Consider the following 21133-nt stretch of genomic DNA (forward strand, 5'->3'; position numbering starts at 1 on the left):
CCATCGGTAGCGCGATGCACTGCTTGCGGCCCCATCGTTTAGTGGCCTAGGACACCGCCCTTTCACGGCGGCAGCACGGGTTCGAATCCCGTTGGGGTCACTCCTCACCGGGGGACAGCAAGCAGAACAGAACGACACCGAAGCAAGACCAGCAACACAAGCAATTCCATATGGCCCTGTAGCGCAGTTGGTTAGCGTGCCGCCCTGTCACGGCGGAGGTCGCGGGTTCAAGTCCCGTCAGGGTCGCCACGGCTGGGTAGCTCAGTTGGTAGAGCGTTCGACTGAAAATCGAAAGGTCCGCGGATCGACGCCGCGTCCAGCCACAGTGAAGAGCCCCCTACTTCGGTAGGGGGCTCTTTTGCGTTGCGCGCGCAGGCGAACTGCCTCGGCGGTCGCAGCCGACAGGAACCGGTTCGGATCGTCCACGCACAACGGAAGGCGGCTCGAACCGCGGATTCCCGTGGTTCGAGCCGCCTTCTGTTGTGCGCAGCCGGCCGGGAGGCTCGTCCCGGCCGGGCAGCGCGGTCTACGCCTCGCGGGTCTTCGGGCTGCTGTCGTTCGTCTTCGCCGGGTCGCGCTCGACGACGGCACCGAGGGCGTCGTCGATGCGGGACATCAGCTCGGCCGGGATCTGCACCCCGGCAGCGCCGGCGTTGTCGTGCACCTGCTCCGGACGCGAGGCTCCGATGATCGCCGACGCCACGTTCTCGTTCTGCAGCACCCATGCCACGGCGAGCTGCGCCATCGACAGGCTGAGCTCGTCCGCGACCGGCTTGAGCTCCTGCACGGCGGTGAGCACCTGGTCGTTCATGAAGCGCTCGATCATCTTCGCGCCGCCCTTGTCATCGGTCGCGCGGGAGCCCTCGGGCAGCGGCTGACCGGGCTGGTACTTCCCTGTCAGGACGCCCTGGGCGATCGGGGACCAGACGATCTGCGAGATGCCGAGTTCCTTCGAGGTGGGGACGACTTCCTCCTCGATGACCCGCCAGAGCGCGGAGTACTGCGGCTGGTTCGAGATGAGCTGGAAGCCCAGGTCCTTCGCCAGCGCGGCACCGGCACGGAGCTGGTCGGCGGTCCACTCGGAGACGCCGACGTACAGGACCTTGCCCTGACGGACGATGTCGGCGAACGCCTGCATGGTCTCTTCGAGCGGGGTCTCGTGGTCGAAGCGGTGCGCCTGGTACAGGTCGACGTAGTCGGTCTGCAGGCGGCCGAGCGAGCCGTCGATCGACTCGAGGATGTGCTTCCGCGAGAGCCCGGTGTCGTTGTGGCCCTTGGGACCGGTCGGGCCGAAGACCTTCGTCGCGATCTCGAGCGACTGGCGACGCTCGCCCTTCAGCGCTTCGCCGAGGACCGTCTCGGCGCCGGTGTTCGCGTACACGTCGGCGGTGTCGAACGTCGAGATGCCGACCTCGAGGGCGGCCTTGACGCAGGCGATCGCCGCGTCGTTCTCGACCTGGGAGGCGTGGGTGAGCCAGTTGCCGTAGGTGATCTCGGAGACCTTGAGGCCCGAGTTGCCGAGGTAGCGGTACTCCATGTGTCTGTCACTCCTGTCGCGGCCGCGTCGATGCGGCACCGCTCGCGACGCTAGTCCTGCGGTCAGTACCGCCGATCCAGCAGGAACCGTTCCGAGAACGACGTGACCCCGGCGATGTGGCCGTGGCCAGTGATCGTTCCGGGGTCTTCTCGACGATCGTGCCTGGGCACGGACGCCCGAAGCGAGCTCGTCGAGCGGGCGCGGTGCGCCACCGGTGACGGGACGCGGCCGCGACGGTGCAGGATCGCAAGAGGCGCGGTGCGCGGACGCACCGCCGGGAGCAAGGGAGCATCCATGACCGGACCGAGCGTGCTGTTCATCGGCGGGAGCGGCATCATCAGTGCCGCCTGCGTGCGCGAGGCGGTGGACCAGGGCTTCGCCGTCTCGGTGCTGAACCGGGGCACGACGGAGAAGCGGACCCTACCGGATGCGGTGACGCGCCTCCAGGCCGACGTGGCGGACCGGGACGCGCTGGCGGCGGCGATCGGCGACCGCACCTTCGACGTCGTCATCGACTTCGTCGCGTTCACCCCGGACCAGGTGCAGGCCGACATCGACTTCTTCACCGGCAAGACCCGGCAGTACGTGTTCATCAGCTCGGCTTCGGCGTACCAGACCCCGCCGACGCACCTGCCGGTGACCGAGTCGACGCCGCTGAAGAACCCGTACTGGCAGTACTCGCGGGACAAGATCGCGTGCGAGGACCTGCTGGTCGCCGCGTACCGGCAGGACGACTTCCCGATGACGATCATCCGGCCGTCGCACACCTACGACGAGACCCTGCTGCCGTTCGACGGCGGGTGGACGGTCGTCGCGCGGATGCGTGCGGGCAAGCCGGTCGTCGTGCCGGGCGACGGGACCTCGCTGTGGACGATCACGCACGCGAGGGACTTCGCGGTCGCGTTCGTCGGGGTGCTCGACCGGGCCGAGGCGATCGGCGAGGCGTTCCACATCACCGGCCAGGAGTCGCCGACGTGGGACCGCATCCACCAGGAGGTCGCCGCCGCCGCGGGAGCGCCGGAGCCGCAGATCGTGCACGTGCCAGCGGACGCGATCATGGCCGCGGACCCGGAGTGGGGCGCCGGCGTGGTCGGCGACAAGGCGAACAGCATGGTGTTCGACAACAGCAAGGTCCGGACGCTCGTGCCCGGGTGGGCGGCGCGCACGTCGTTCCGCGAGGGCGCGCGCGAGCTGGTCGCCTGGTACGACGCGCACCCGGAGGCGCAGGTCGTCGACGAGGAGAAGGACGCCCTCATGGACCGGCTGGCCGAGGCGTACGCGCCGGGTCGCGTCTAGCGCGCGGACTGTCGGACGGGAGGCGCGTGGCGGAGCCGTCCTGCGCCTCCCGTCCGCCCGCCCCGCGCCCCGCGCCCCTGCTCGCCGCGCCGCGGTGCCGCAGGGAGGGGCACAACAGGAACCGGTCGGAACCACGGGAGTTCGTGGTTCGGACCGGTTCCGGTTGTGCGTGGGCGGCTCGCGCCGGCGGCCGCGCGACCGACGGGCGGCTAGGCCACGTCGCGGAGGACCGCGCCGAGTGCCTGCATCGCGGTGGCGATCTCCTCGTCGGTGACGACGAGCGGCGGCGCGAAGCGGATCGTGGACCCGTGCGTGTCCTTCACGAGGACGCCTCGGGCGGCCAGCTCCTTCGCGACCAGCTTGCCGGTGCCGAGCGCCGGGTCGATGTCGATCCCGGCCCAGAGCCCGGCGACGCGGTGTGCGACGACGCCCTGGCCGATGAGCTCGTCGAGGAACCCGCGCAGCACCGGTTCGCCGTCGAGCGCCCGCTGCTGGAACGTGCCCTCGGCGAGCATCGCGACGACCTCGGTGCCGACGGCGGCTGCGAGCGGGTTGCCGCCGAAGGTCGAGCCGTGCTCCCCCGGCCGCAGCACCCCGAGCACGTCGGCCCGGCCGACCACGGCGGACACCGGAACGATCCCGCCGCCCAGGGCCTTGCCGAGCGTGATCAGGTCCGGCGTCACGTCCACGCGCTGGACCGCGAGGGTGTGGCCGGTGCGTCCGAGGCCCGACTGGATCTCGTCGGCGATGAACAGCGCGCCGAACTCGTCGCAGACCTCGCGGACCGCGGGCAGGTAGTCGGCCGGCGGGATGACGACGCCGCCCTCACCCTGGATCGGCTCGAGCAGCACGGCGACGACGGTCTCGTCCATCGCCTCCCGGAGTGCCGCCGCGTCCCCGTACGGGACGGTGCGGAACCCGGGCGTGTACGGCCCGAAGTCGTTCCGCGCGTCGGGGTCGTCCGAGAACGAGATGATCGTCGTCGTGCGGCCGTGGAAGTTCCCGCTCGCGACGATGACCGTGGCCTGCCCCTGCGGCACGCCCTTGGCGCGGTAGCCCCAGGCGCGGGCGACCTTGATCGCGGACTCGACCGCCTCGGCGCCGGTGTTCATCGGCAGCATCATCTCGGTGCCGGTGAGCGCGGTGAGCCCCTCGGCGAACGGGCCGAGCCGATCGGTGACGAACGCACGGCTCGTCAGCGTCACCCGGTCGAGCTGGTCACGGGCCGCGGTCAGGAGGCGCGGGTTGCCGTGCCCGAAGTTGACCGCCGAGTAGGCGGCGAGCCCGTCCAGGTAGGTGCGGCCGTCGACGTCCGTGACCGTCGCACCGTGGCCGGACGCGATGACGACCGGCAGCGGGCTGTAGTTGTGCGCGAGGGCACGGTCCTCGACGGCGAGCGCCGCCACGGTCGCCGGCCCGGGGGTGCGTCCGGTGTCCGTGGGCATCAGGACCGTGCCACGGAGGTACCGGTGCCGATCGGGTGCAGGTCGAGCGTGCAGCACTTCACACCGCCGCCGCCGAGGAGCAGCTCGGACAGGTCGACGCCGATCGGGTTGTAGCCCTTCTCGCGGAGCTGCGAGGCGAACGTGGTGGCACGCGCGGCGATCACGACGTTGTACCCGTCGGAGTAGGAGTTCAGGCCGAGGATGGCGGCGTCCTCCTCGGTCGCGATGATCGCGTCCGGGAAGCGCTCGCGCAGGATCGCCAGGGACGGCTCGTCGAAGGCGCTCTCGAGGTACGCGATGTTGGAGCGGCCGGACGCGTCCGGCACCGGGTCGAGCGCCGCGATGGCCGTGTCCAGGTGGTAGAAGCTCGGGTTGACGAGCTTGAGCGTGACGACCTCCCGGCCGTACACGCGGGCGAGCTCCTCGTGCGAGGTGCTGTCCGAACGGAAGCCGGTGCCGGCGTAGATCGTGTCGCCGATGAGCAGGAAGTCGCCCTCGCCCTCGTTCGTCTCCTCGGGCTCGGCGACGGTCAGGCCGGCCTGACGGAACCAGTCCATGTAGGCCGGGCCCTCGGGCTGACGCTCGGGGTACTGGAACTTCGCACCGTAGGCGACACCGTCGAGCACGAAGCCGCCGTTGGCCGCGTAGACCATGTCCGGCAGGCCCTCGATCGGTGCGATCTGGTGGATCTCGAAGCCGAGCTGCTCGTAGACGTCGACCAGGCTCTGCCACTGGGCGACGGCCTTCGCGGTGTCGGTCGGCTCCTCCGGGTGCATCCAGGGGTTGATCCGGTAGCTGACCGTGTAGTGGGTCGGCTTGCACATCAGGACGGTGCGGTGCGTGGCCGTACGCTGCGGGGCGGCGGCAGTGGGCTGGGGTGCGGTGTTCGACACGAGGTCCTCCAGGACCGGGGCCCGAGCCTGCCAGGAACCACCACGGTGAGAGCTCCGACGAGATGCAGGCTCACTCGCCGGAGGCGGACCAGGTCGACGCCTGCCCTGATCCTTGCACAGGAGGGCCGTTCGATGGCACGGCTCGACACGCACGTTTCCTGCGTCCCGCCGCATCCGCTCGCAACGACCCCGCGTAGGATGCGGACAATGGATTCGCTCGACCACCGCATCCTCGACCAGCTCCGCGAGAACGCCCGCGCCGGCTACGGCGACATGGGCTCGGTCGTCGGGCTCTCCGCCTCCGCCGTGAAGCGCCGCGTCGACCGGCTCGTCGCCGACGGCGTGATCCAGGGCTTCACGATCAAGGTGGACCCCGCCGTGGACGACCGTGGCACCGAGGCCTGGGTCGAGCTCTACTGCCGCGGCACAGTCTCCCCCGACGAACTGCGCACCCTGCTCGACGCAGTGCCCGAGGTCGTCGACGCCGGCACCGTCACGGGCAGTGCCGACGCCGTGGTGCACATGCGCTCACGGGACCTGCCGGCCCTCGAAGAAGCACTGGACCGCGTCCGCCTCGCCCCGCAGGTCGACCACACCCGCTCCGCGATCGTGCTGTCGAAGCTCGTCAGCCGCGGTTCCGACTGACCCCTCTCCCGCGAAACGCAACGTGGGCGTCATCTCGCAGCGGTATCCCCTTGCGCGCAGTCGCCCGGGTTGCGTTTCGCGGGAGGGTAGGGTCGCGTCCATGGGACGTGGGACGGCAGCCGGGAGGCTCGGCGGGCCTCCCGGGTCGGTCACCGCCCGGCGGATGGTCGCCGCTGCGACCGTCGCTTACGTCGTCAACTGCCTGTGGGGCACCGCGGTCGCGGTGCGCCTGATCCGCACCCGACGGCTGCGGGTGGTCCACCACGGGCTGTTCGTGGCGACCGCCGTGCTCACCGGAGCGGCCGCGACGACACCGCTGTGGACACGGTCCCGCGCGGCGCTGTTCCTGCTGCCGGCGCTCGTCCCGCTGGCGCTGGCTCCACGGACGAACCCCCGCAGCGGAGCACACTGGAAGACCGCGGTCGCCGCCGCACCGTCCTACCTGGGGGCGGTCCTCGCGCGGCGCTGACCGCTGCCGTCGTACCGAGAGGACAGCAGTGGAACTCATCGAGGCCATCCGGCGCCGACGCACCACCAACGGGGCGTTCCTGCCGGACCCGGTGTCCGAGGAGCACCAGCGCCTGCTGGTGGAACTGGCCGGGCGGGCGCCGTCGCAGCTGAACAGCCAGCCGTGGCGGTTCGTCCTCGTCGAGGAGCGCGACACGATCGACCGGATCGCGGACATCAGCGGCAGCGCGATGACGACGACCATGTCCCGGGGCACGTTCTTCGAGCGGTACCGGCCGTACTTCCGGTTCTCGCAGGCCGAGATGGACGAGCGTCGCGACGGCATGCTGTTCGACAAGCTGCCGAAGCCGCTCCGTCCCTTCACGAACCAGGTGTTCACGAAGCGGGGGCAGTTCCTGATGAACGCCCTCCGGGTCCCGCAGACCCTGGGCGAGGAGAACCGGAAGCTCGTCGCCGGGTCGCCGCTGCTGCTCGGGGTGATGCTCGATCGGGCCGAGTACCGGAAGGAGGCCCGCAACGCCTTCTACTCCGTGTTCAGCATGGGAGCGGCGATGGAGAACATCTGGCTGGTGACCACCGAGCTCGGCCTCGGGATCCAGTTCGTGTCGTTCCCGATGGAGATCGAGGAGTCCTGGAACCAGGTCGAACAGCTGCTCGAGGTCCCGCCGGAGCTGGAACTCATGGCCGTGTACCGGATCGGGTACACCCCGCCCGAGCGCCGACGCCCCGCTATCGACTGGGTGTCGAACGAGCGGAAGCGGCCCTCGCAGTACGTGTTCCGCGGCACGTGCGCGACGCCGCAGCAGGGCTGGGACGACCAGCCGGTGGTGGGGTCGGGCCCGACGGGGGAGGGCACAGCGGGAGAGGGCATGACGGGGCAGGGCACAGCGGGGCCGAGCCCGATGGACCGGACCACGACGACGGACGGGACCATCTGATGACCGCGACGCTGCCCGACGGGGAAGCGCCCAGCCTCTCCCTGCGAGCTCGGCTGGCACGCCGCTCCGCAAGCTCCGCAACGCGCCAGAACCGGCCCGTAGGGGCCCAGGCCGTGACGCCGACCGCACCCGCCCTGCCGGGGCGACCCTGGATCGAGCAGGCCTGGCGCGACGTCGTCTTCGTGCACTGGCGCGTGGACGTCTCTGCGGTGGCGCCGCTGCTGCCGTCGGGCACCCGACCCGACACGATCGCACCGGACGGCACCGACGACGGGGTGACGACGTGGGTGGGCCTCATCGCGTTCAGCTTCGAGGACACCCGGTTCCCGCCGTTCGGGCCGCTCGGACGGACGGGCCGTGTCGGCGACTTCCTCGAGGTCAACGTCCGCGTCTACACGCGCGACGACGCGGGGCGCCGCGGGGTCGTGTTCCTGTCGCTCGACGCGGGGAAGTTCCTGCCCGCCGCGGCAGCGCGCGTCGTCACCGGCACGCCGTACCACTGGGCGCGGGTCGCTCGTCGGCAGCGCGGGGACCGGACGGCGTACGCCGTGCACCGGCACGGATCGCGTCTGCGGTCCCTCCTGGAGGTGGAGGTCGGCGAGCCGGTCGCCGAGCCGACCGCGCTCGAGTCGTTCCTCACGGCGCGGTGGGGCATGCACGTGGGGCGCGCCGGGCGGACGTCGTGGTGGCCGAACGAACACGACCCGTGGGTGGTGCACCGAGCCTCGCTCACCCGGCTGCGCGACGACCTGATCGGGGCGGCGGGGCTCCCGGTGTCGCTGACCGAGCTCGAACCGGAGTCTGTGCTGTACTCCCCCGGGGTCGTGACGCGGTTCGCGGGTCCGCGCGCCTGAGCGACGGCGGCCCGCACCTCAGGCAGCGAGTTCGAGGCAGGTCTGCGCCCAGGTCCCGACCCGGGCCGACGCCCCGCGCCGGGGGACAGCGGCTGACCGCAGTGCCGCAGGGGCCCCGCGTACAAAGGGGTGCATGACTCGAGTGGCTGTGGTGACCGGTGGATCGGCTGGACTGGGACGGGCGACGGTCCGGGAGCTCGCCGCACGCGGCTGGGACGTCGCCGTCCTGGCGCGCGGTGCGGACGGGGTGGACGCGGCCGTCGCCGAGGTCGAAGCGGCGGGCCGACGCGGTCTGGCCCTCGTCGCGGACGTGTCCGACCGCCAGGCCGTCGAGGACGCCGCCGACCGCGTCGAGGCCGAACTCGGCCCGATCGACCTGTGGGTGAACGGCGTCATGGTCGGGGTGTTCGGCAAGTTCCTCGACACCGCGCCCGAGGACTTCGAACGGGCACTCGACGTCACCTACCTCGGCTTCGTGAACGGCACCCGTGCTGCCCTCAGCCGCATGGTGCCCCGCAACTCCGGACACGTGATCCAGGTCGGTTCGGCCCTGGGTTCGCGTGGCATCCCGTTGCAGGCGGCGTACTGCGGGGCGAAGCACGCGATCGTCGGGTTCACCGAGTCCGTCGTGTCCGAGCTGATCGAGCAGGGCAGCGACGTGCAGGTCAGCCGGGTCGACATGCCCGCCCTCAACACCATCCAGTTCAACTGGGTGAAGTCGACGCTCCCGCACCACGCGCAACCCGTCGCCCCGATCTACCAGCCCGAGGTCGGTGCCCGCGCCATCGCCACCACCGCCGAACGCCCTCGCCGCCGCACCTGGGTCGGCGAGTCGACCGTGTACACGATCCTCGCCAACCGCATCAGCGGTCGGTTCGCCGACTGGTACGCCGCGAAGACCCTGGTCAGCGGTCAGCAGACCGAGGAGAAGGACGGCGAGGAACTCCCGTCGAACCTGTACGAGCCCGTGCCCGGTGACCACGGCGCGCACGGGGTGTTCGACGAGCAGGCGCACGAGTGGTCGCCACAGACGTGGTGGGTGGAACACCGCCGACTCGGCAACGGGATCGTCGGCGCAGCCCTCGGCGTCGCGGGACTCGCGGTCGCCACGGCAGCCGGACGCCGCCGATGAGCCGCGCGGGCCTCGGCGGCCGCCTCGGTACCCGTGGGCAGCGGGCGCTCGCGGTCGAGCTCCTGCGTGCCGGCATCGGCATCACCCACCTGCTCGGCGCCCGCCGCGCCCTCGGGCGTCCGGCCGTGCTGGGTCGGGTCCTCGGTGTCCGTCAGCTCGGCCAGGCCGGACTCGTCCTGCGCGCGGGGACGGCCGACGCCCACACCGTCAGTGCGGTGGTCGACGCCACACACGGCGTGACGATGGTCCCGCTCGCCCTGATCGATCGGCAGTCCCGGCGGTTCGCCGTCCGACAGCTCTGGATCGCGACGCTCCTCACCGTGCTCGAGGTCGCCCTCGTCGGTCGCGGGCAGCGCTGACCGGCAGCACCCCCGGACGCAGGACGCCCCCGCAGACCTGATGGTCGGCGGGGGCGTACCCGCGTGCTGCTACTCGACTTCGGAGGCCGGGTCCTCGGCCTCGACGCCGGTCTCGTCGAGACGGTCGCGCAGGTGGTCGGCCATCACGCCGGCACCTTCGTCACCGTGGTCGTGCTGGACCTGCTGCACGAGACCGTGCAGCTTCTCATCGTTCGTCGCGTCGGTCGCACCGTCCATGATCGGCTCGGACTGGACGCCGTTGTCACGCTCTTCTGCACTCATGGCACGAACGCTACGCCGCGCCGGGCAGCGGCTCACGGGCGCACCCCAGGTCGCGCCGGGGACGGACGGGAGGCCCGGATCACGCCGGCGGTTCGCCGGACGTGGGCAGGGCCTCCCGTCCGATGCGCGGAACCGACGTCAGAGGCGGAGGCGGGCGAACTCGGGGTCGACGTCGCCGTGCCGGTGCGCGGTGACGACCACCGTCTGTTCACGGAGGTAGTGCGCCATCTCGACGACGCCGGCCTCGACGACGGGGGCGTCGTGGATGGCGGTGTCGATGCCAGCGCCGAGCGCCTCCTCGAGAGCGAGGGGGTCGCCGCCGAGCAGGCGGATCCGCGATCCCGGCCCACCGAAGGCCGTGTGCTGCCGGGGTTCGAAGCCCTGCGACAACACGATGTCGATGGCGTCCTGCGGTTCGGCGGCCCCTCCCGACCACTGCTCGTGGAGGAGCGCCCCGGATGCCGCGCGAGCGAGGAACTCGTCGTCGGTCTCCACCAGGTGGTCGACGACGTCGAGCGGGGACCGACCGCTCGCGAGCAACTGCGTGAGCGGCCCGGGGAGCGCGCGGGCGGTGCTCAGCAGGACGTGCGCCCGGGCAGCGGTCGCTGCGGCGAGGGTCCGGATGAGGTCCCCCGTGCTGACACCCTCGGACTGCCGGACGACCACGGACTGCGGGCGGTGGCGCAGCACGTTCCGTTCGACGCCGAGGTCCGCGGTGTCCCTGGACCGACCGAAGCGCTCCTCGCGCGCCTGGGCGTCGCTGGTGGCACCGGCGCGGACCTGGTCGAACTCCTCGAAGGACAGACCACTGCGGGACGACTCGATGAGGGCCGTGACCCGCGGCGGCAGCCCGTGCAGCTGGATGCTCTTGTGCACGGTGCGGGGGACGGGCTCCCAGTGGCCGAGCATCGCGACCGAGTCGGGGCCGCCACGCTTCGCGACGGCACCGACCGAGGAACTCCCCCAACCGCCGGCGGGCTGCCGGACGACGGTGGTGTCGGTCGTGGCACGGTTCACCACGAGCGTGCCGGCGTCGACCCGGTCGGTCCAGAGGGCGACCTCGTCGACGTCGAGCGTGTGCAGGGCCTCGACCAGGCCGTGGTCGCTGCCGTTCTGGATCGCGATGGCCTGTTCGAGTGTCTCGACCTGCACCACCCCGAGCACCGGGACGCCGACCTCCGGGTGGGTGGAGGCGCTGCCGGGACGGACACCGACGCGGACGCCCGGGGACCAGAGCCGACCGGACTCGTCGAGCAGCCGGGGTTCGACGAGCCAGGACTCCCCCGGGCCGAGGTCGGTCAGGGCGGCCCGCGCTGCCCCGGTCGGCTCGACGACGAGCGGCCCGATCTGCGCGGCCGGGTCGGTGGGCCAGGCGACGCGGAGCGCGCGGGTGGCGTCGGCCAGCTGGCGGAGGAACCGGCTCTCGACGCCGTCCTCGCCGACCGACCCGACGAGCACCACGAGGGAGATCGACGCACTGGCCTGCCCGGACTGGGTGAACGCCGAGGCGACGACGTCGCGGACGGCCTGGTCGATGTCGGCCGCTGGGGTGACGACGGCCGCCGAGACCGCTCCGGTGTCGGCGAGGAGCGGCAGGCCGGCGCGCCACCACCGGAACGAGCGGGCGGTGTCGGGCGACCCGGCGAGCAGCACCCGGTCGACGGCGGGGTGGGCGACGAGGTCGCGGCCGAGCTCACTGACGTCGAGGTCGACGAGCTGGAGCATCGAGTGGGGGACCCCGGCGTTCCAGAGGACGTCGGCGAGCACCGCGCCGGACCGCTTGGCGAGCGGGGACGGCTTGAGGACGACGCCGCTGCCGGCGGCGAGCGCCGAGAGCACGCCGTCCGCCGGGGTGGTCAGCGGCGAGTTCCACGGGGCGACGACGACCGTCAGCCGGGGCGGGACGAAGGTCGCTCCCGTGACGTCGACCAGGTGTCGCGCGCGGTCGGCGGCGTGGTGGGCGGCGTCGACGGCACCGCTGACCTGCCGGTCGGCCTCGGTCAGGGTCATCGCGGTCTCGGCGACGACCACCTCGACCAGGGCGGCACGGCGGGCCTCCAGCTCGTGGGCGACGAGGTCCAGGAGTTCAGCGCGGTCCTGCGGGTCCTGTCGGCCCCAGTTGACGCCTGCCTGCGCGGTGCGCGCGATGGTCCGCTCGAGGCGGGGGCGGTCGGTGACGCGGGCACCGCGGATGGTGGCGGTGCCGAGCTGCGAGCGGGGGACGCGGCGGAGCAGGTCGGCCGCCCACTGCCGGTTCGCGTCGACCCCGGCGTCGGTGTCGACCGCGGGCGGGTGCACGGTGCGGATCTCGGGGGCGCCGAGGGGGACGCGGCGGTCCTGCGTGCGGAGGGTGGCCGGGGCGGGGTGCCCGAGTGCGGCGACCGCGTCGGTCAGGCGGGCACGTGCGCGCTCGGTCTCGGCGGCCCGCTCGTCGTCGGTGCCGCCACCGGACGTCAGGGGGCCGGCAGCGCCCTCGCGCAACCGGCAGGCGAGGTACGGGATCGCCGCGTCGAACTCGTCGGGGTGCACCACGGGGGTGACGAGGGTGACCGTGCCGACGTCGGCGCGGACGGCCTCGAGGACGGTGCCCGTCATGCCGAGGAGCATCTCGACCTCGAGCGCGTCGGCGACCCCGCGACGGTCGGCGAGCACGCGGGCGGCGGCGACCAGCACGGGGTCCCACCCGGTGAGCGCGATCCGCACGGCATCGGTGTGCTCCGGCATGAGTGCGGCGTCGAGCAGGCGCAGGAGCGCGGTGTCGATGTGCCGCCGGTCGGTCCAGACGCCCGGTGGCCGTCCGTGCACGAGGGCGTCGGCCCGTTCCTCGGCCAGGTGGGCACCGTCGACGAGCCGGACCCGGACGGGTGCGCCGCCGCGGAACCGGCGGGCGGTCGCCCACTCGGTGAGCGACGCCAGGACGCCGAGGCTGTCGGGCAGCGACGCCGGCAGCGTGATGCCCGCGGTCGCGTGGGCGAACTCGTCCTGGTCGAGCAGGGTGCGGAACACGGCCACGGAGAGGTCGAGGTCGTGCGGGCCGTCGACGAGCAGCGTGACGGTGCTGTCGGCGGCGACCGCCGCGCGGAACACCGGGACGAGCCGCTCGACCGCCTGCTCGGTGGCGTCGTCGAGGGCCCACGGCGAGGTCGGCGGGACGACGTCCGCGACCGCGAAGGACACCGCCGGGACGTCGTCGCGACCGAGCAGGTCGGTGATCCAGGCCAGGCGGCGGTCGCTCTCGGCGGGACCGAACACGGTCGGGCCGAGGGGTGCAACGTCGAGGCGGGTGCCCGGGCCGGCGAGCTTGCCGAGCGCTGCGCCGAGTCGGGCCGGCGGGGCGTCGACGACCAGGTGTCCGGCCAATCGGCGGAGCACCCGGCGCGCAGACGGGATGACCGCCCACGGCGCCATCGTCGCGAAGCCACCACCGACGGTCACGGCGCCGCGGAGGTACCAGGCGAGGAAGTCCGGGACGTCCCGGCTGGCCTTCTCGAGGTTCCGGGCGGCGACCTTCGGGTCGTCCGGCCGGATCACCTTGTCGACGAACCCGCGGGCGAAGTCGAGACCGCGCTCGTCGCGCAGGACCTCGGCGAGCCGGGCCGCTCGGGCTTCGGGCTTCACGCCGCCGGAGGCGTCCAGCCAGCGCCCGACGAGGGCGGACGCGTCGTCGGTGCAGTCCTGGAGGCGTGCGGGCGGCATGGTCTCGATCGTAGGCCGCTCCCCCGACGTCTCCTCGGAGGCGCCCGTGTGCCGTCCCGGAGTCAGCCGAACGGATGATCCCGGCCCGACGAGCTGCCCTCGCGGATACGCTGGCGGGATGGTGGAGCACGGCGCTGACGGCCACGACTGGGCCACGTGGGACGTGTTCCACGACGTCTGGCGCGGGCTGGACCGGGCGCTCGACGTCGCCGTGCAGCGGGATGCCGGCATCTCCATCCCCGAGTTCGAGATCCTCATCGGCCTGCACCGCGACCCCGAGCACCGGCTGCGGGTCCGCGACATGGCCGCCGGGATCGGCTGGGAGAAGTCGCGCGTCAGCCACCAGGTCACGCGCATGGTGGCCAGGGGGCTGGTCGCGCGCGCCGACTGCCCATCGGACGGCCGCGGCAGTTGGATCGTGATGACCGCGGACGGCCGACGCGCGGTCCTCGCCGGCATCCGGGCGCACACGGCGGCGCTGGAGCAGTTGTTCTGGAGGCCCGTGGCCGGCGACGCGGACACGCTGCGGGCCGTCTCGCACCGCGTCCTAGAGGCGCTCGGTCCGGTGGACACCGGCACTGACCTCGTCCCGGGGGACGCCTGACCTGACAGCCGCCGTCCCCGTCGTGGGAGGATGCCCTGGACCGACTGTGCGGGGGAGGGCAGATGGACAACGACGGCTCACGATCCGCACGCGCGGCACTCGTCGCCGCGCTCGACATCGTCGGGCTCGCACCGTCCGAGCGCTTCGACCGCATCGTCCGGATCGCCCGCGAGGTCTTCGACGTCCCGTTCTCGTACGTCAACCTGCTCGACGACACGCTCCTGCACACCTTGACGCCGAACACGGCGGGCGAGCCGACGTCGGGGCCGCTCGAGTGGTCCTTCTGCCAGTTGACCGTCCAGCGCCCCGGGCCGACGGTCGTCCCGGACACGCTCGCCGACCCGCGCACCGTCGACCTGCCCGGTGTGACGAGCCGCGGCATCCGCTTCTACGCCGGCGTCCCACTGACCATGCCGGGCGACCTGACGATCGGCAGCCTGTGCCTGATGGACGTCCGGCCGCGGGAGTTCAGCCCGCAGGACGAGGCCGCGCTGATCGACCTCGGACGCTGGACTGAACAGGCCCTGACGAAGGGCATGCAGCACGACCGGCTGCTCGAGGTCGTCGAGGCCCTGACCCCGCCGCCCGTCCACGTCCCGGGCTACGCGCTGGCCGGGCTCAGTGTGCCGTACGGCGACCTCAGCGGTGACGTCCACGACTGGACGGTCGCCGACGACGCCGTGACGTTCACGCTCGCCGACATCATGGGCAAGGAGCAGCCCGCCGCACTACTGGCCGCCGGACTGCGGGCAGCGCTCCGGCAGCACGAGGACCTGCCGCCGGTCGACGCCGTCGGCGCGGTCGAGCCGCGGATCAGCGAGGACCTCAGCCGCGCCTCGGCGTTCGCCACGCTGTTCCACTCCCGCCTGACACCGAGCACCGGACGGGTCGACTTCGTGGACGCCGGCCACGGGCTCGTCGTGCACCTGCACGCAGACGGCACCTCGGACATCCGCCGCTCGCGGGACCTGCCGCTCGGACTGCACCCGCAGGGGGTCCCGTTCCGCCTCGGGTCCCTGGTGCTCGAGCCGGGCGACGCGCTGCTCGTGGCGAGTGACGGGGCGCTGGACCTGGGCGACGGGACGATCGACACCCTGACGGACATCGGGCGGACGTTCCGCCGGGCGCCGAGCACGGCCGCGTTCCTCGAGACGGTGCGCCTGCGGGCCGCGGAGCACGCCGAGGACGACGTCACCGTGACGGTCCTGGCGCGGGACGCGGACTGACCCTCCGGCGGGTCCTGGGCGCCGACGCCACGACGCCACGACGCCACGGCGCCACGACGGAACGGTGCTGGCACCTGCGGACAGGTGCCAGCACCGGGGCTCGTGCGCCTGACCCGAACAGGAACACGAACTCCCGCCAGCCTCTCCGGCACCACCGACGCCCCCGGCCCCCGGGAACGGCCGGCAGCGCCCCGGTCGTCCGATCCGGCGTGATGCGGACAGCGCCGGGCTGCGTCACGCCCGGACCCCGGCCGAGCGCCCTCTTCGTGGCCCGGTTCAGCGCACTTCGAACCCGTACAGCGAGTACCCGTACGGCGTGGCCCGGTGCACGCCCTGGAACCGCACGTGACGCCAGGTGCCGGACAGGTCGACCGTGTCCGTGCCTCCGTCGCCGTCACTGACGGTCGCGATCGTGGTCCAGGCGTCGTCGGCCCCGTTCCGCGCCTCGATCCGGTAGGCGGACCCGTACGCGTCCTCCCACCGCAGGGACGCCTGGTGCAGGGGCTGCGCCGATCCGAGGTCGACGTCGAGCCACTGGTCGTCGGTGTGACCGCTCGCCCAGCGGGAGCCCGGGTCGCCGTCCGTGGCGTTCCGCGCGGCGACACCGGCGGCCTCGTCCGCCGACGAAGTCGTCGGGGCGTTCCGCGCCAGGTCGGGCGTCGGTGCGCCCTCGGTCGAGTCCACCCGGAACGCGAAGAGCGAGTACCCGAACGCCGTGTGGCGCTGCACGCCGAGCATCCGCACGTACCGCGCCCGGACCCCGTCGAGCTCGTGGACCGCGCTGCCGCCGATCCCGTGGTCCTCGGTGGTGACGGTCCGCCAGTCGTCGTCCGTCGTGGTCCGCACCTGGACCAGGTACCGGTCCGCGTACGCCGCCTCCCAGTCGAGACGCACGCTGTCGACGGGGACCACGACGCCCAGGTCGACCGCGATCCACTGGTCGTCCGACGCGCGGCTCGCCCACCGGGTGGAGCCACTGCCGTCGACCGCCTGCTCGCCGCCCAGGTCCGCGCGCTCGTCGGAGGACGTCGTCACCGGCTTCCCGACCGCGATGTCCCGCGGGGTGCCGGTGCCGGGGTCCGGGTCGCTGCCGTCACCGGGGCCGACGACGTCGCCGTTCGTCACCGTCGTGATCGTCGCCCGTCCGGAGGCCCCGCCGAGGGTGGCGCTCACGGTCGAGGTGACGCCACCCGTGGCAGCCGCGGTGACCGCGCCGTCGCCGGTGACCGAGCCGCCGCCGTCGATCGTCCACACCGGTGCGCCGTCGGAGCCGGCAGCTGCCGTCACCGGTCCGCCGTCGCCGTCCGCGTCGAACCCGTACGCCGTCAGCGTGGTGCCGGTGCCGGCCGGGAGGCGCGTGGTGCGCGGTCCGACCAGCACCGTCGACGGGGTGAGCGCCGAGACCGACGGGGTGCCGTGGACCTCGAACGACCAGATCGAGTAGCCGTACTGGGTGAGGCGGTCGACGCCGTGCATCCGCACGAACCGCGCGGTGGTGCCGACCGTGACGTGGTCCGCCGCCGCCGTCGTCTTCGCCACGTTCCGCACGGTGCGCCAGGGGCCGTCGGCGGCGTCGGCGACCTGCAGGTCGTACTCCTTCGCGGCGGCGTTCTCCCACGTGACGTCCACGTCGGTGACGTCGGTCGCACGGCCGAGGTCGACGGTGTAGTCGACGGCGTCCTGCCCGTGCTCGCTCTCCCACCGCGTCGTCGGGTCGCCGTCCAGGGCCTTGCCCGGGCTGTTCCCCCCGTCACTCGAGGTCGCGACGGCGGTGGCGTGGAGTGCCTGGTCCGGGACGGTGGCGACCGCCGAGACGACGGCGCTGCCCTCCACCCCGCCGCTCGTGGCGGTGACGTACCCGGCCCCGGCAGCAGCCGCACGGACGCTGCCGTCGTCGGCCGAGCCTCCAGGCAGGGTCGTGGCCCAGGTGACGGGACCGCTCAGGGCGAGCGGGTCGCCGTACTGGTCGCTGCCGGCCGCCGCGAACGTCGTCGGGGTGCCGACGACGAGCTGCTCGAAGCCCGGGGTGACCCGGATCGACGTGAGCTCGGGAGCCGGGGCGACCCGGAACCGGTACGTGTCGCTGACCGACCCCACCGAGGCGGTGACCGTGACGCTGTCGGCGCGCTTCGTGGCGTCGTACGTCCCGTCGGCGGCGATGCTGCCGGTGCTGGCGTCCCAGGTCAGCCCGTCGAGCGGCATCGTCGCGCCGTACTGGTCGTACCCGGTCGCCGTGAACCGCGTGGTGGAACCGGGCACGAGGGTCTTCGGGCTGTCCGCCGTGTCGACCACGATCTCGGCCAGGTGGGCGTCGAGGTGCGAGGTGATCTGGGTGTGCGCGGGGACCGCGATCTCCCCGATCACCCGCTGGCCGTCGTAGACCTCGTAGGAGTGCTGGACGTCGTCGACGTTGTCGAGCACGTAGGAGTACGTGCCGTCGGCGGCGCGGAACACCTGGCTGAGCGGGTCGGAGGTGTGCCGGTCCGTGACCTCGGTGCCCACCGTCCGGTTCGACGCCGCCTGGTGGTAGACCAGGCCGGCCATCGACTGCCCGGTGACGGCCGGGTCCTTCGCCTTCCACAGTGCCCGGTGGATGTCGAGGTACGTGTCGGGGTCGTACTGCGCGAGGAAGCCGAGCACGACGTTGCCGAGCGCGTCGCCCATGTCGCTGAACACCGCTGCCGCGTGCGCGGTGTCGGTACCGGGCCGGTGGTCCGTCAGGTCCACCGAGTAGAGCCGGTTGATCGTCGCCGTGTCGGCGGTGTACCGGGTCGACAGGTACGGCAGCAGCGGTGACTGCACGGGCCAGTCCTTCGGCTGCTCGTCCGCCGTCGGTCCGTCGGTCTTCGCGGGCACGAGTGCGGCGGGCAGCGTCGTCGGGGTCCAGTACTGCGCCGGGAACACCACCTCGCCGTTCGCGTCGGTGCTGACGAAGAGCGTGCCGGTCGCCTGGTCGTACAGCGGGTTCGCGGCCGTCTTCGCCGTGACGTACCCGGGGTGGTTCGCCTCGGCGGCACGGACGGCGTCCTCGAGTTCACCGATCGCGGCGTTCCGGTCCTGCGCGATCGTGTCGTTGCCGTAGGTCCCGACGCCCCACCACTTCTTGGTGAGCATCTGGATGTGGGCGGCGTTGCCGTTCACGACGCCGTCCTGCCCGACGACCCGTGGGCGCGCCTGCATCATCTGCCGCATGATCGCCTTCGAGAAGCCCGGGTCCCAGCCGAAGAAGTCGAACCAGGGTGCGGTCGGCATCCACTGGATGCCGTAGATCCACGCGGGGTCGCCGGAGAAGTACGTGGCTTCGGCCTGGCCCGAGTCGAACAGGATGCCCGCCTGGCCGTACCGGTACGCGTCGGGGAACGCGCCGTTGCCGTCGTACGACTTCGACGCGGTGTTGCCGTGGGCGTTCTGGTAGTAGTCGCGGACCGCGGCGCGTTCGGTGACGTACTCCATCGCGCCGGTGGCCTGCATCTGCTCGTTCCCGAGCACCGTGCCGAGGAGGAACAGGCCGGCCTCGGACTGGATCGCCTCGGACGACGACTCCTGGTTGTTGCCACCCGGGGACGAGACACCGCCCGCGTTCGAGTGGCCCTCCCACACGCCGAAGGTCCGCAGGTGCGGGAACCGGTCGTCGTCCCGGTCCCAGTTGGCGTACTGCTTGGTCACCAGGGTGGCCATGCCCTCGTACCGCTCCGCCCAGCCGGGATCGACCGCCCCGAGGAGCGCGGTGGCGACGGCGAAGTAGCCGTAGTGGAAGTGGTTGTCGTTGAACTGCGCGGACCCGTACGAGTCACCGAAGCCGATCAGCGCCTTCCACGTCGGGTACATGGCGAAGAAGTGCTCACTCTCCCCCGTCGAGTACGTGTACCAGTCGGTCAGGGCCGTCGTGAGCGTGGCCTGGAGCTTCCGCTCGTCGTCGGTGTCACCGATCTGCCGTGCCACCGTCATGTACTCGGCGAGCTGCTGCAGGTCCTTGCCGCCCCAGTAGGTGTCGCCGCCGTACGTGGTCTTCGTGGCGTAGTCGGAGAGGTACTGCCGGAGCACGTCCCGCTCGTCCTGCCCCTCCGGTGAGGCGCCGGTGGGCGTGATGCCGGTGAAGGCGTAGTCGAGGGTCCAGCCGTCGTGGCCGATCGTGGTCTTCATCGTGCCGCGCGGGGTCGCGTACGTGGCACCGGTGAAGTGCAGGTCGTTCGTCGTCTCGGCGTACTGGTGCTGCAACCAGCCCTGCACGGTGTCGTGGTTCGAGCCCTGCAACGCGTCGGTCTGCACCGACCACTGCTGCTCGACCTGGCCCGCCGCCGGGTCGTACGAGTAGTCCATCGTGGTGTTCCGCGGCACGGCGAACGCGTACTGCTGCAACCGGTCGAGGCTGAGGCCACTGGCCGGGACGGCGCTGAGCACCAGGTAGGCCGTACCCGCGGACGCGTCGATGGCGTTGCCGCTCCGGGTGAAGGTCGTCCCGGCCGGCGCGTGCACGCCGAACACGTGGTCGCCCTGCCGGATCTCGAACCGGTCGCCCGTGAACGGGAAGCTGATCGGCTCCCCCGCACCGTCGGTGATCGTCGCACCCGGTTGCACCGACAGGCGCGGAGTCATGCCGTGGTACTCGAACCACTCGTACGGGTTGCCCTGCACGCTCGTGACGTCCATGTACTGGCCGCCCGCACCCGCCTGCGGCATCCGCCAGCTGACGTTCCAGTCGCCCCAGCGGAGCGCGTCCGCCTCGGTCGCGGAGAACGCCGTCGAGAACCGCTGCGCGACCCCGTCCGGCTCGTCCGTCAGGAGCACCTGGTCGACCATCACGTGGGCCCAACCGGCGTTCAGCGAGTCGACGACACGGAGCTGGGCCTGCTGACCCGCCCACGCGCTGACGTCCCAGTCGACCCAGCGGAACTGCTCGCTGTCGTCGCCGGTGGCGGAGGCGACGACCTGCCCGCCGACGACGAGCTGCACGGCCTCCTGGTCGGCGTGCTTCCCACCTGCGACCATGAACGCGAGCGTCGAGTGGTCGACGGTGAACGGCTTCGACGTCATCGTGCCCGTGGCGCCGTCCCCGCCCGTCGCGCCCCACGACGTCAGGTACCCGTTGCCCAGCCAGCCGGACACCTGGCTCTGCCCCGCGGCGGTGTCCGTCGCCCCGCTGAACGCCGTGCCGGTGCTCGTCCACTCATCGGGGACGCCGTGCTCGAAGTCGGCGAGCAGCTCGTCCGAGGGGTCGGCGGCGGGGGTCACCGTGCCGCTCACCGTCACCGGGGACTCCAGCTGCATCGCGGTGCCGTCGCTGTTCCACTTCGTCGGGTACGTCAGCTTCGTACCGTCCTGGCTGTTCGAGGACACGAACGGGTACGCCCACATGTCGCCGGAGTACTTGCTCACCAGCAGGTCGGTCCACCACTGGTTGGTCGGCACCGGCTTCCCCGCCTGGGACGGGTCGATGTACAGGTGCTGGTCCACCGTCTTCTGCACGTCTCCGCTGTCGCTGATCGAAGTCGGCGGCGTGGGCGCGAACGACCCCGAACCGACCCGGGCGCCGTCGGTGGGCGGAGTCGGCACCGTGGCGGGGGTCGGCAGCGCGGTGCGGGTCGGCGCCGCGGTGCGGGTCGGCGCCGATCGTGTCGAGTCGGTCGCCAGGTCGGCTGCGCTGGCACCGGTCGCGGGTCCGACGACCGCGGCGATCACCGTCATCACCACGAATCCGGACATGACGGTGGTGCGGGGCGTGGAGCGGCTTCTGCGCGGTCGTTCCGCGTGGCGTCGG

Annotated in this window: 15 protein-coding genes and 3 tRNA genes; 12 read left to right on the forward strand and 6 right to left on the reverse strand. The window is 72.3% G+C overall.

Annotated elements, in window-relative coordinates:
* Positions 1-27 precede the first annotated feature (27 nt).
* From DEJ31_RS07490 to DEJ31_RS07500, 3 genes are all read left to right on the forward strand, one after another.
* Positions 28-100, forward strand: a tRNA-Glu gene (locus tag DEJ31_RS07490).
* 72 nt (positions 101-172) lie between these two features.
* Positions 173-249, forward strand: a tRNA-Asp gene (locus DEJ31_RS07495).
* Between the two features lies 1 nt (position 250).
* Positions 251-323 (forward strand) — tRNA-Phe (locus DEJ31_RS07500).
* A 203-nt stretch (positions 324-526) separates the two neighbouring features.
* On the opposite strand, the gene DEJ31_RS07505 is transcribed toward DEJ31_RS07500, so the two are convergent.
* Entirely contained in the window at positions 527-1537 is a 1011-nt protein-coding gene (locus DEJ31_RS07505) for an aldo/keto reductase family protein (RefSeq protein WP_110905248.1), read from the reverse strand.
* A 294-nt stretch (positions 1538-1831) separates the two neighbouring features.
* Here DEJ31_RS07505 and DEJ31_RS07510 point away from each other — a divergent pair, with 294 nt between their 5' ends.
* Positions 1832-2833, forward strand: a complete 1002-nt coding sequence (locus tag DEJ31_RS07510) for an SDR family oxidoreductase (RefSeq protein ID WP_111043729.1) — start codon at positions 1832-1834, stop codon at positions 2831-2833.
* A 209-nt stretch (positions 2834-3042) separates the two neighbouring features.
* Here the strand turns inward: DEJ31_RS07510 and rocD are convergent, their stop codons facing one another.
* Together rocD and ddaH are read right to left on the reverse strand one after the other, a co-directional pair.
* Positions 3043-4278 (reverse strand): ornithine--oxo-acid transaminase, encoded by a 1236-nt coding sequence (gene rocD, locus DEJ31_RS07515; RefSeq protein WP_111043691.1) that lies wholly within the window; start codon positions 4276-4278, stop codon positions 3043-3045.
* A complete protein-coding gene (gene ddaH / locus DEJ31_RS07520) occupies positions 4278-5171 on the reverse strand; it encodes a dimethylargininase (RefSeq protein ID WP_220033152.1) in 894 nt (297 codons plus the stop codon). Before ddaH ends, rocD begins: the two co-directional genes overlap by 1 nt.
* Positions 5172-5378: 207 nt before the next feature.
* On the opposite strand from ddaH, the gene DEJ31_RS07525 reads away from it, so the two are divergent.
* From DEJ31_RS07525 to DEJ31_RS07550, 6 genes are all read left to right on the forward strand, one after another.
* Positions 5379-5816: an Lrp/AsnC family transcriptional regulator gene (locus tag DEJ31_RS07525; protein ID WP_110905250.1), complete on the forward strand. Its 438-nt coding sequence runs from the start codon at positions 5379-5381 to the stop codon at positions 5814-5816.
* Between the two features lie 100 nt (positions 5817-5916).
* Positions 5917-6285, forward strand: a complete 369-nt coding sequence (locus tag DEJ31_RS07530) for a hypothetical protein (RefSeq protein ID WP_146243115.1) — start codon at positions 5917-5919, stop codon at positions 6283-6285.
* A 28-nt stretch (positions 6286-6313) separates the two neighbouring features.
* Positions 6314-7222, forward strand: a complete 909-nt coding sequence (locus DEJ31_RS07535) for a nitroreductase family protein (RefSeq protein ID WP_111121565.1) — start codon at positions 6314-6316, stop codon at positions 7220-7222.
* A gap of 113 nt (positions 7223-7335) precedes the next feature.
* Entirely contained in the window at positions 7336-8076 is a 741-nt protein-coding gene (locus tag DEJ31_RS07540; RefSeq protein ID WP_258366219.1) for a YqjF family protein, read from the forward strand.
* Positions 8077-8209: 133 nt separating this feature from the next.
* Positions 8210-9208, forward strand: a complete 999-nt coding sequence (locus tag DEJ31_RS07545; protein ID WP_110905137.1) for an SDR family oxidoreductase — start codon at positions 8210-8212, stop codon at positions 9206-9208.
* Positions 9205-9567 carry a hypothetical protein gene (locus DEJ31_RS07550; protein ID WP_111043688.1) on the forward strand — a complete coding sequence of 121 codons (363 nt, stop codon included), beginning with the start codon at positions 9205-9207 and terminating at the stop codon, positions 9565-9567. The genes DEJ31_RS07545 and DEJ31_RS07550 overlap by 4 nt, the downstream gene beginning before the upstream one ends.
* 69 nt (positions 9568-9636) lie before the next feature.
* Here DEJ31_RS07550 and DEJ31_RS07555 read toward each other — a convergent pair whose 3' ends face one another.
* A complete protein-coding gene (locus DEJ31_RS07555; RefSeq protein ID WP_110905139.1) occupies positions 9637-9849 on the reverse strand; it encodes a hypothetical protein in 213 nt (70 codons plus the stop codon).
* A 138-nt stretch (positions 9850-9987) separates the two neighbouring features.
* Complete coding sequence (locus DEJ31_RS07560) at positions 9988-13545, reverse strand: proline dehydrogenase family protein (protein WP_111121567.1); 3558 nt, start codon at positions 13543-13545, stop codon at positions 9988-9990.
* Positions 13546-13663: 118 nt separating this feature from the next.
* Here DEJ31_RS07560 and DEJ31_RS07565 point away from each other — a divergent pair, with 118 nt between their 5' ends.
* Positions 13664-14149 (forward strand): MarR family winged helix-turn-helix transcriptional regulator, encoded by a 486-nt coding sequence (locus tag DEJ31_RS07565; RefSeq protein ID WP_181427330.1) that lies wholly within the window; start codon positions 13664-13666, stop codon positions 14147-14149.
* 62 nt (positions 14150-14211) lie between these two features.
* Positions 14212-15375: a PP2C family protein-serine/threonine phosphatase gene (locus DEJ31_RS07570; RefSeq protein ID WP_110905142.1), complete on the forward strand. Its 1164-nt coding sequence runs from the start codon at positions 14212-14214 to the stop codon at positions 15373-15375.
* A gap of 276 nt (positions 15376-15651) precedes the next feature.
* Here DEJ31_RS07570 and DEJ31_RS07575 read toward each other — a convergent pair whose 3' ends face one another.
* Positions 15652-21078, reverse strand: a complete 5427-nt coding sequence (locus DEJ31_RS07575) for a discoidin domain-containing protein (RefSeq protein WP_111121569.1) — start codon at positions 21076-21078, stop codon at positions 15652-15654.
* Positions 21079-21133: the final 55 nt, after the last annotated feature.

Source organism: Curtobacterium sp. MCPF17_031, from assembly GCF_003234035.1.
Classification (GTDB): Bacteria; Actinomycetota; Actinomycetes; order Actinomycetales; family Microbacteriaceae; genus Curtobacterium.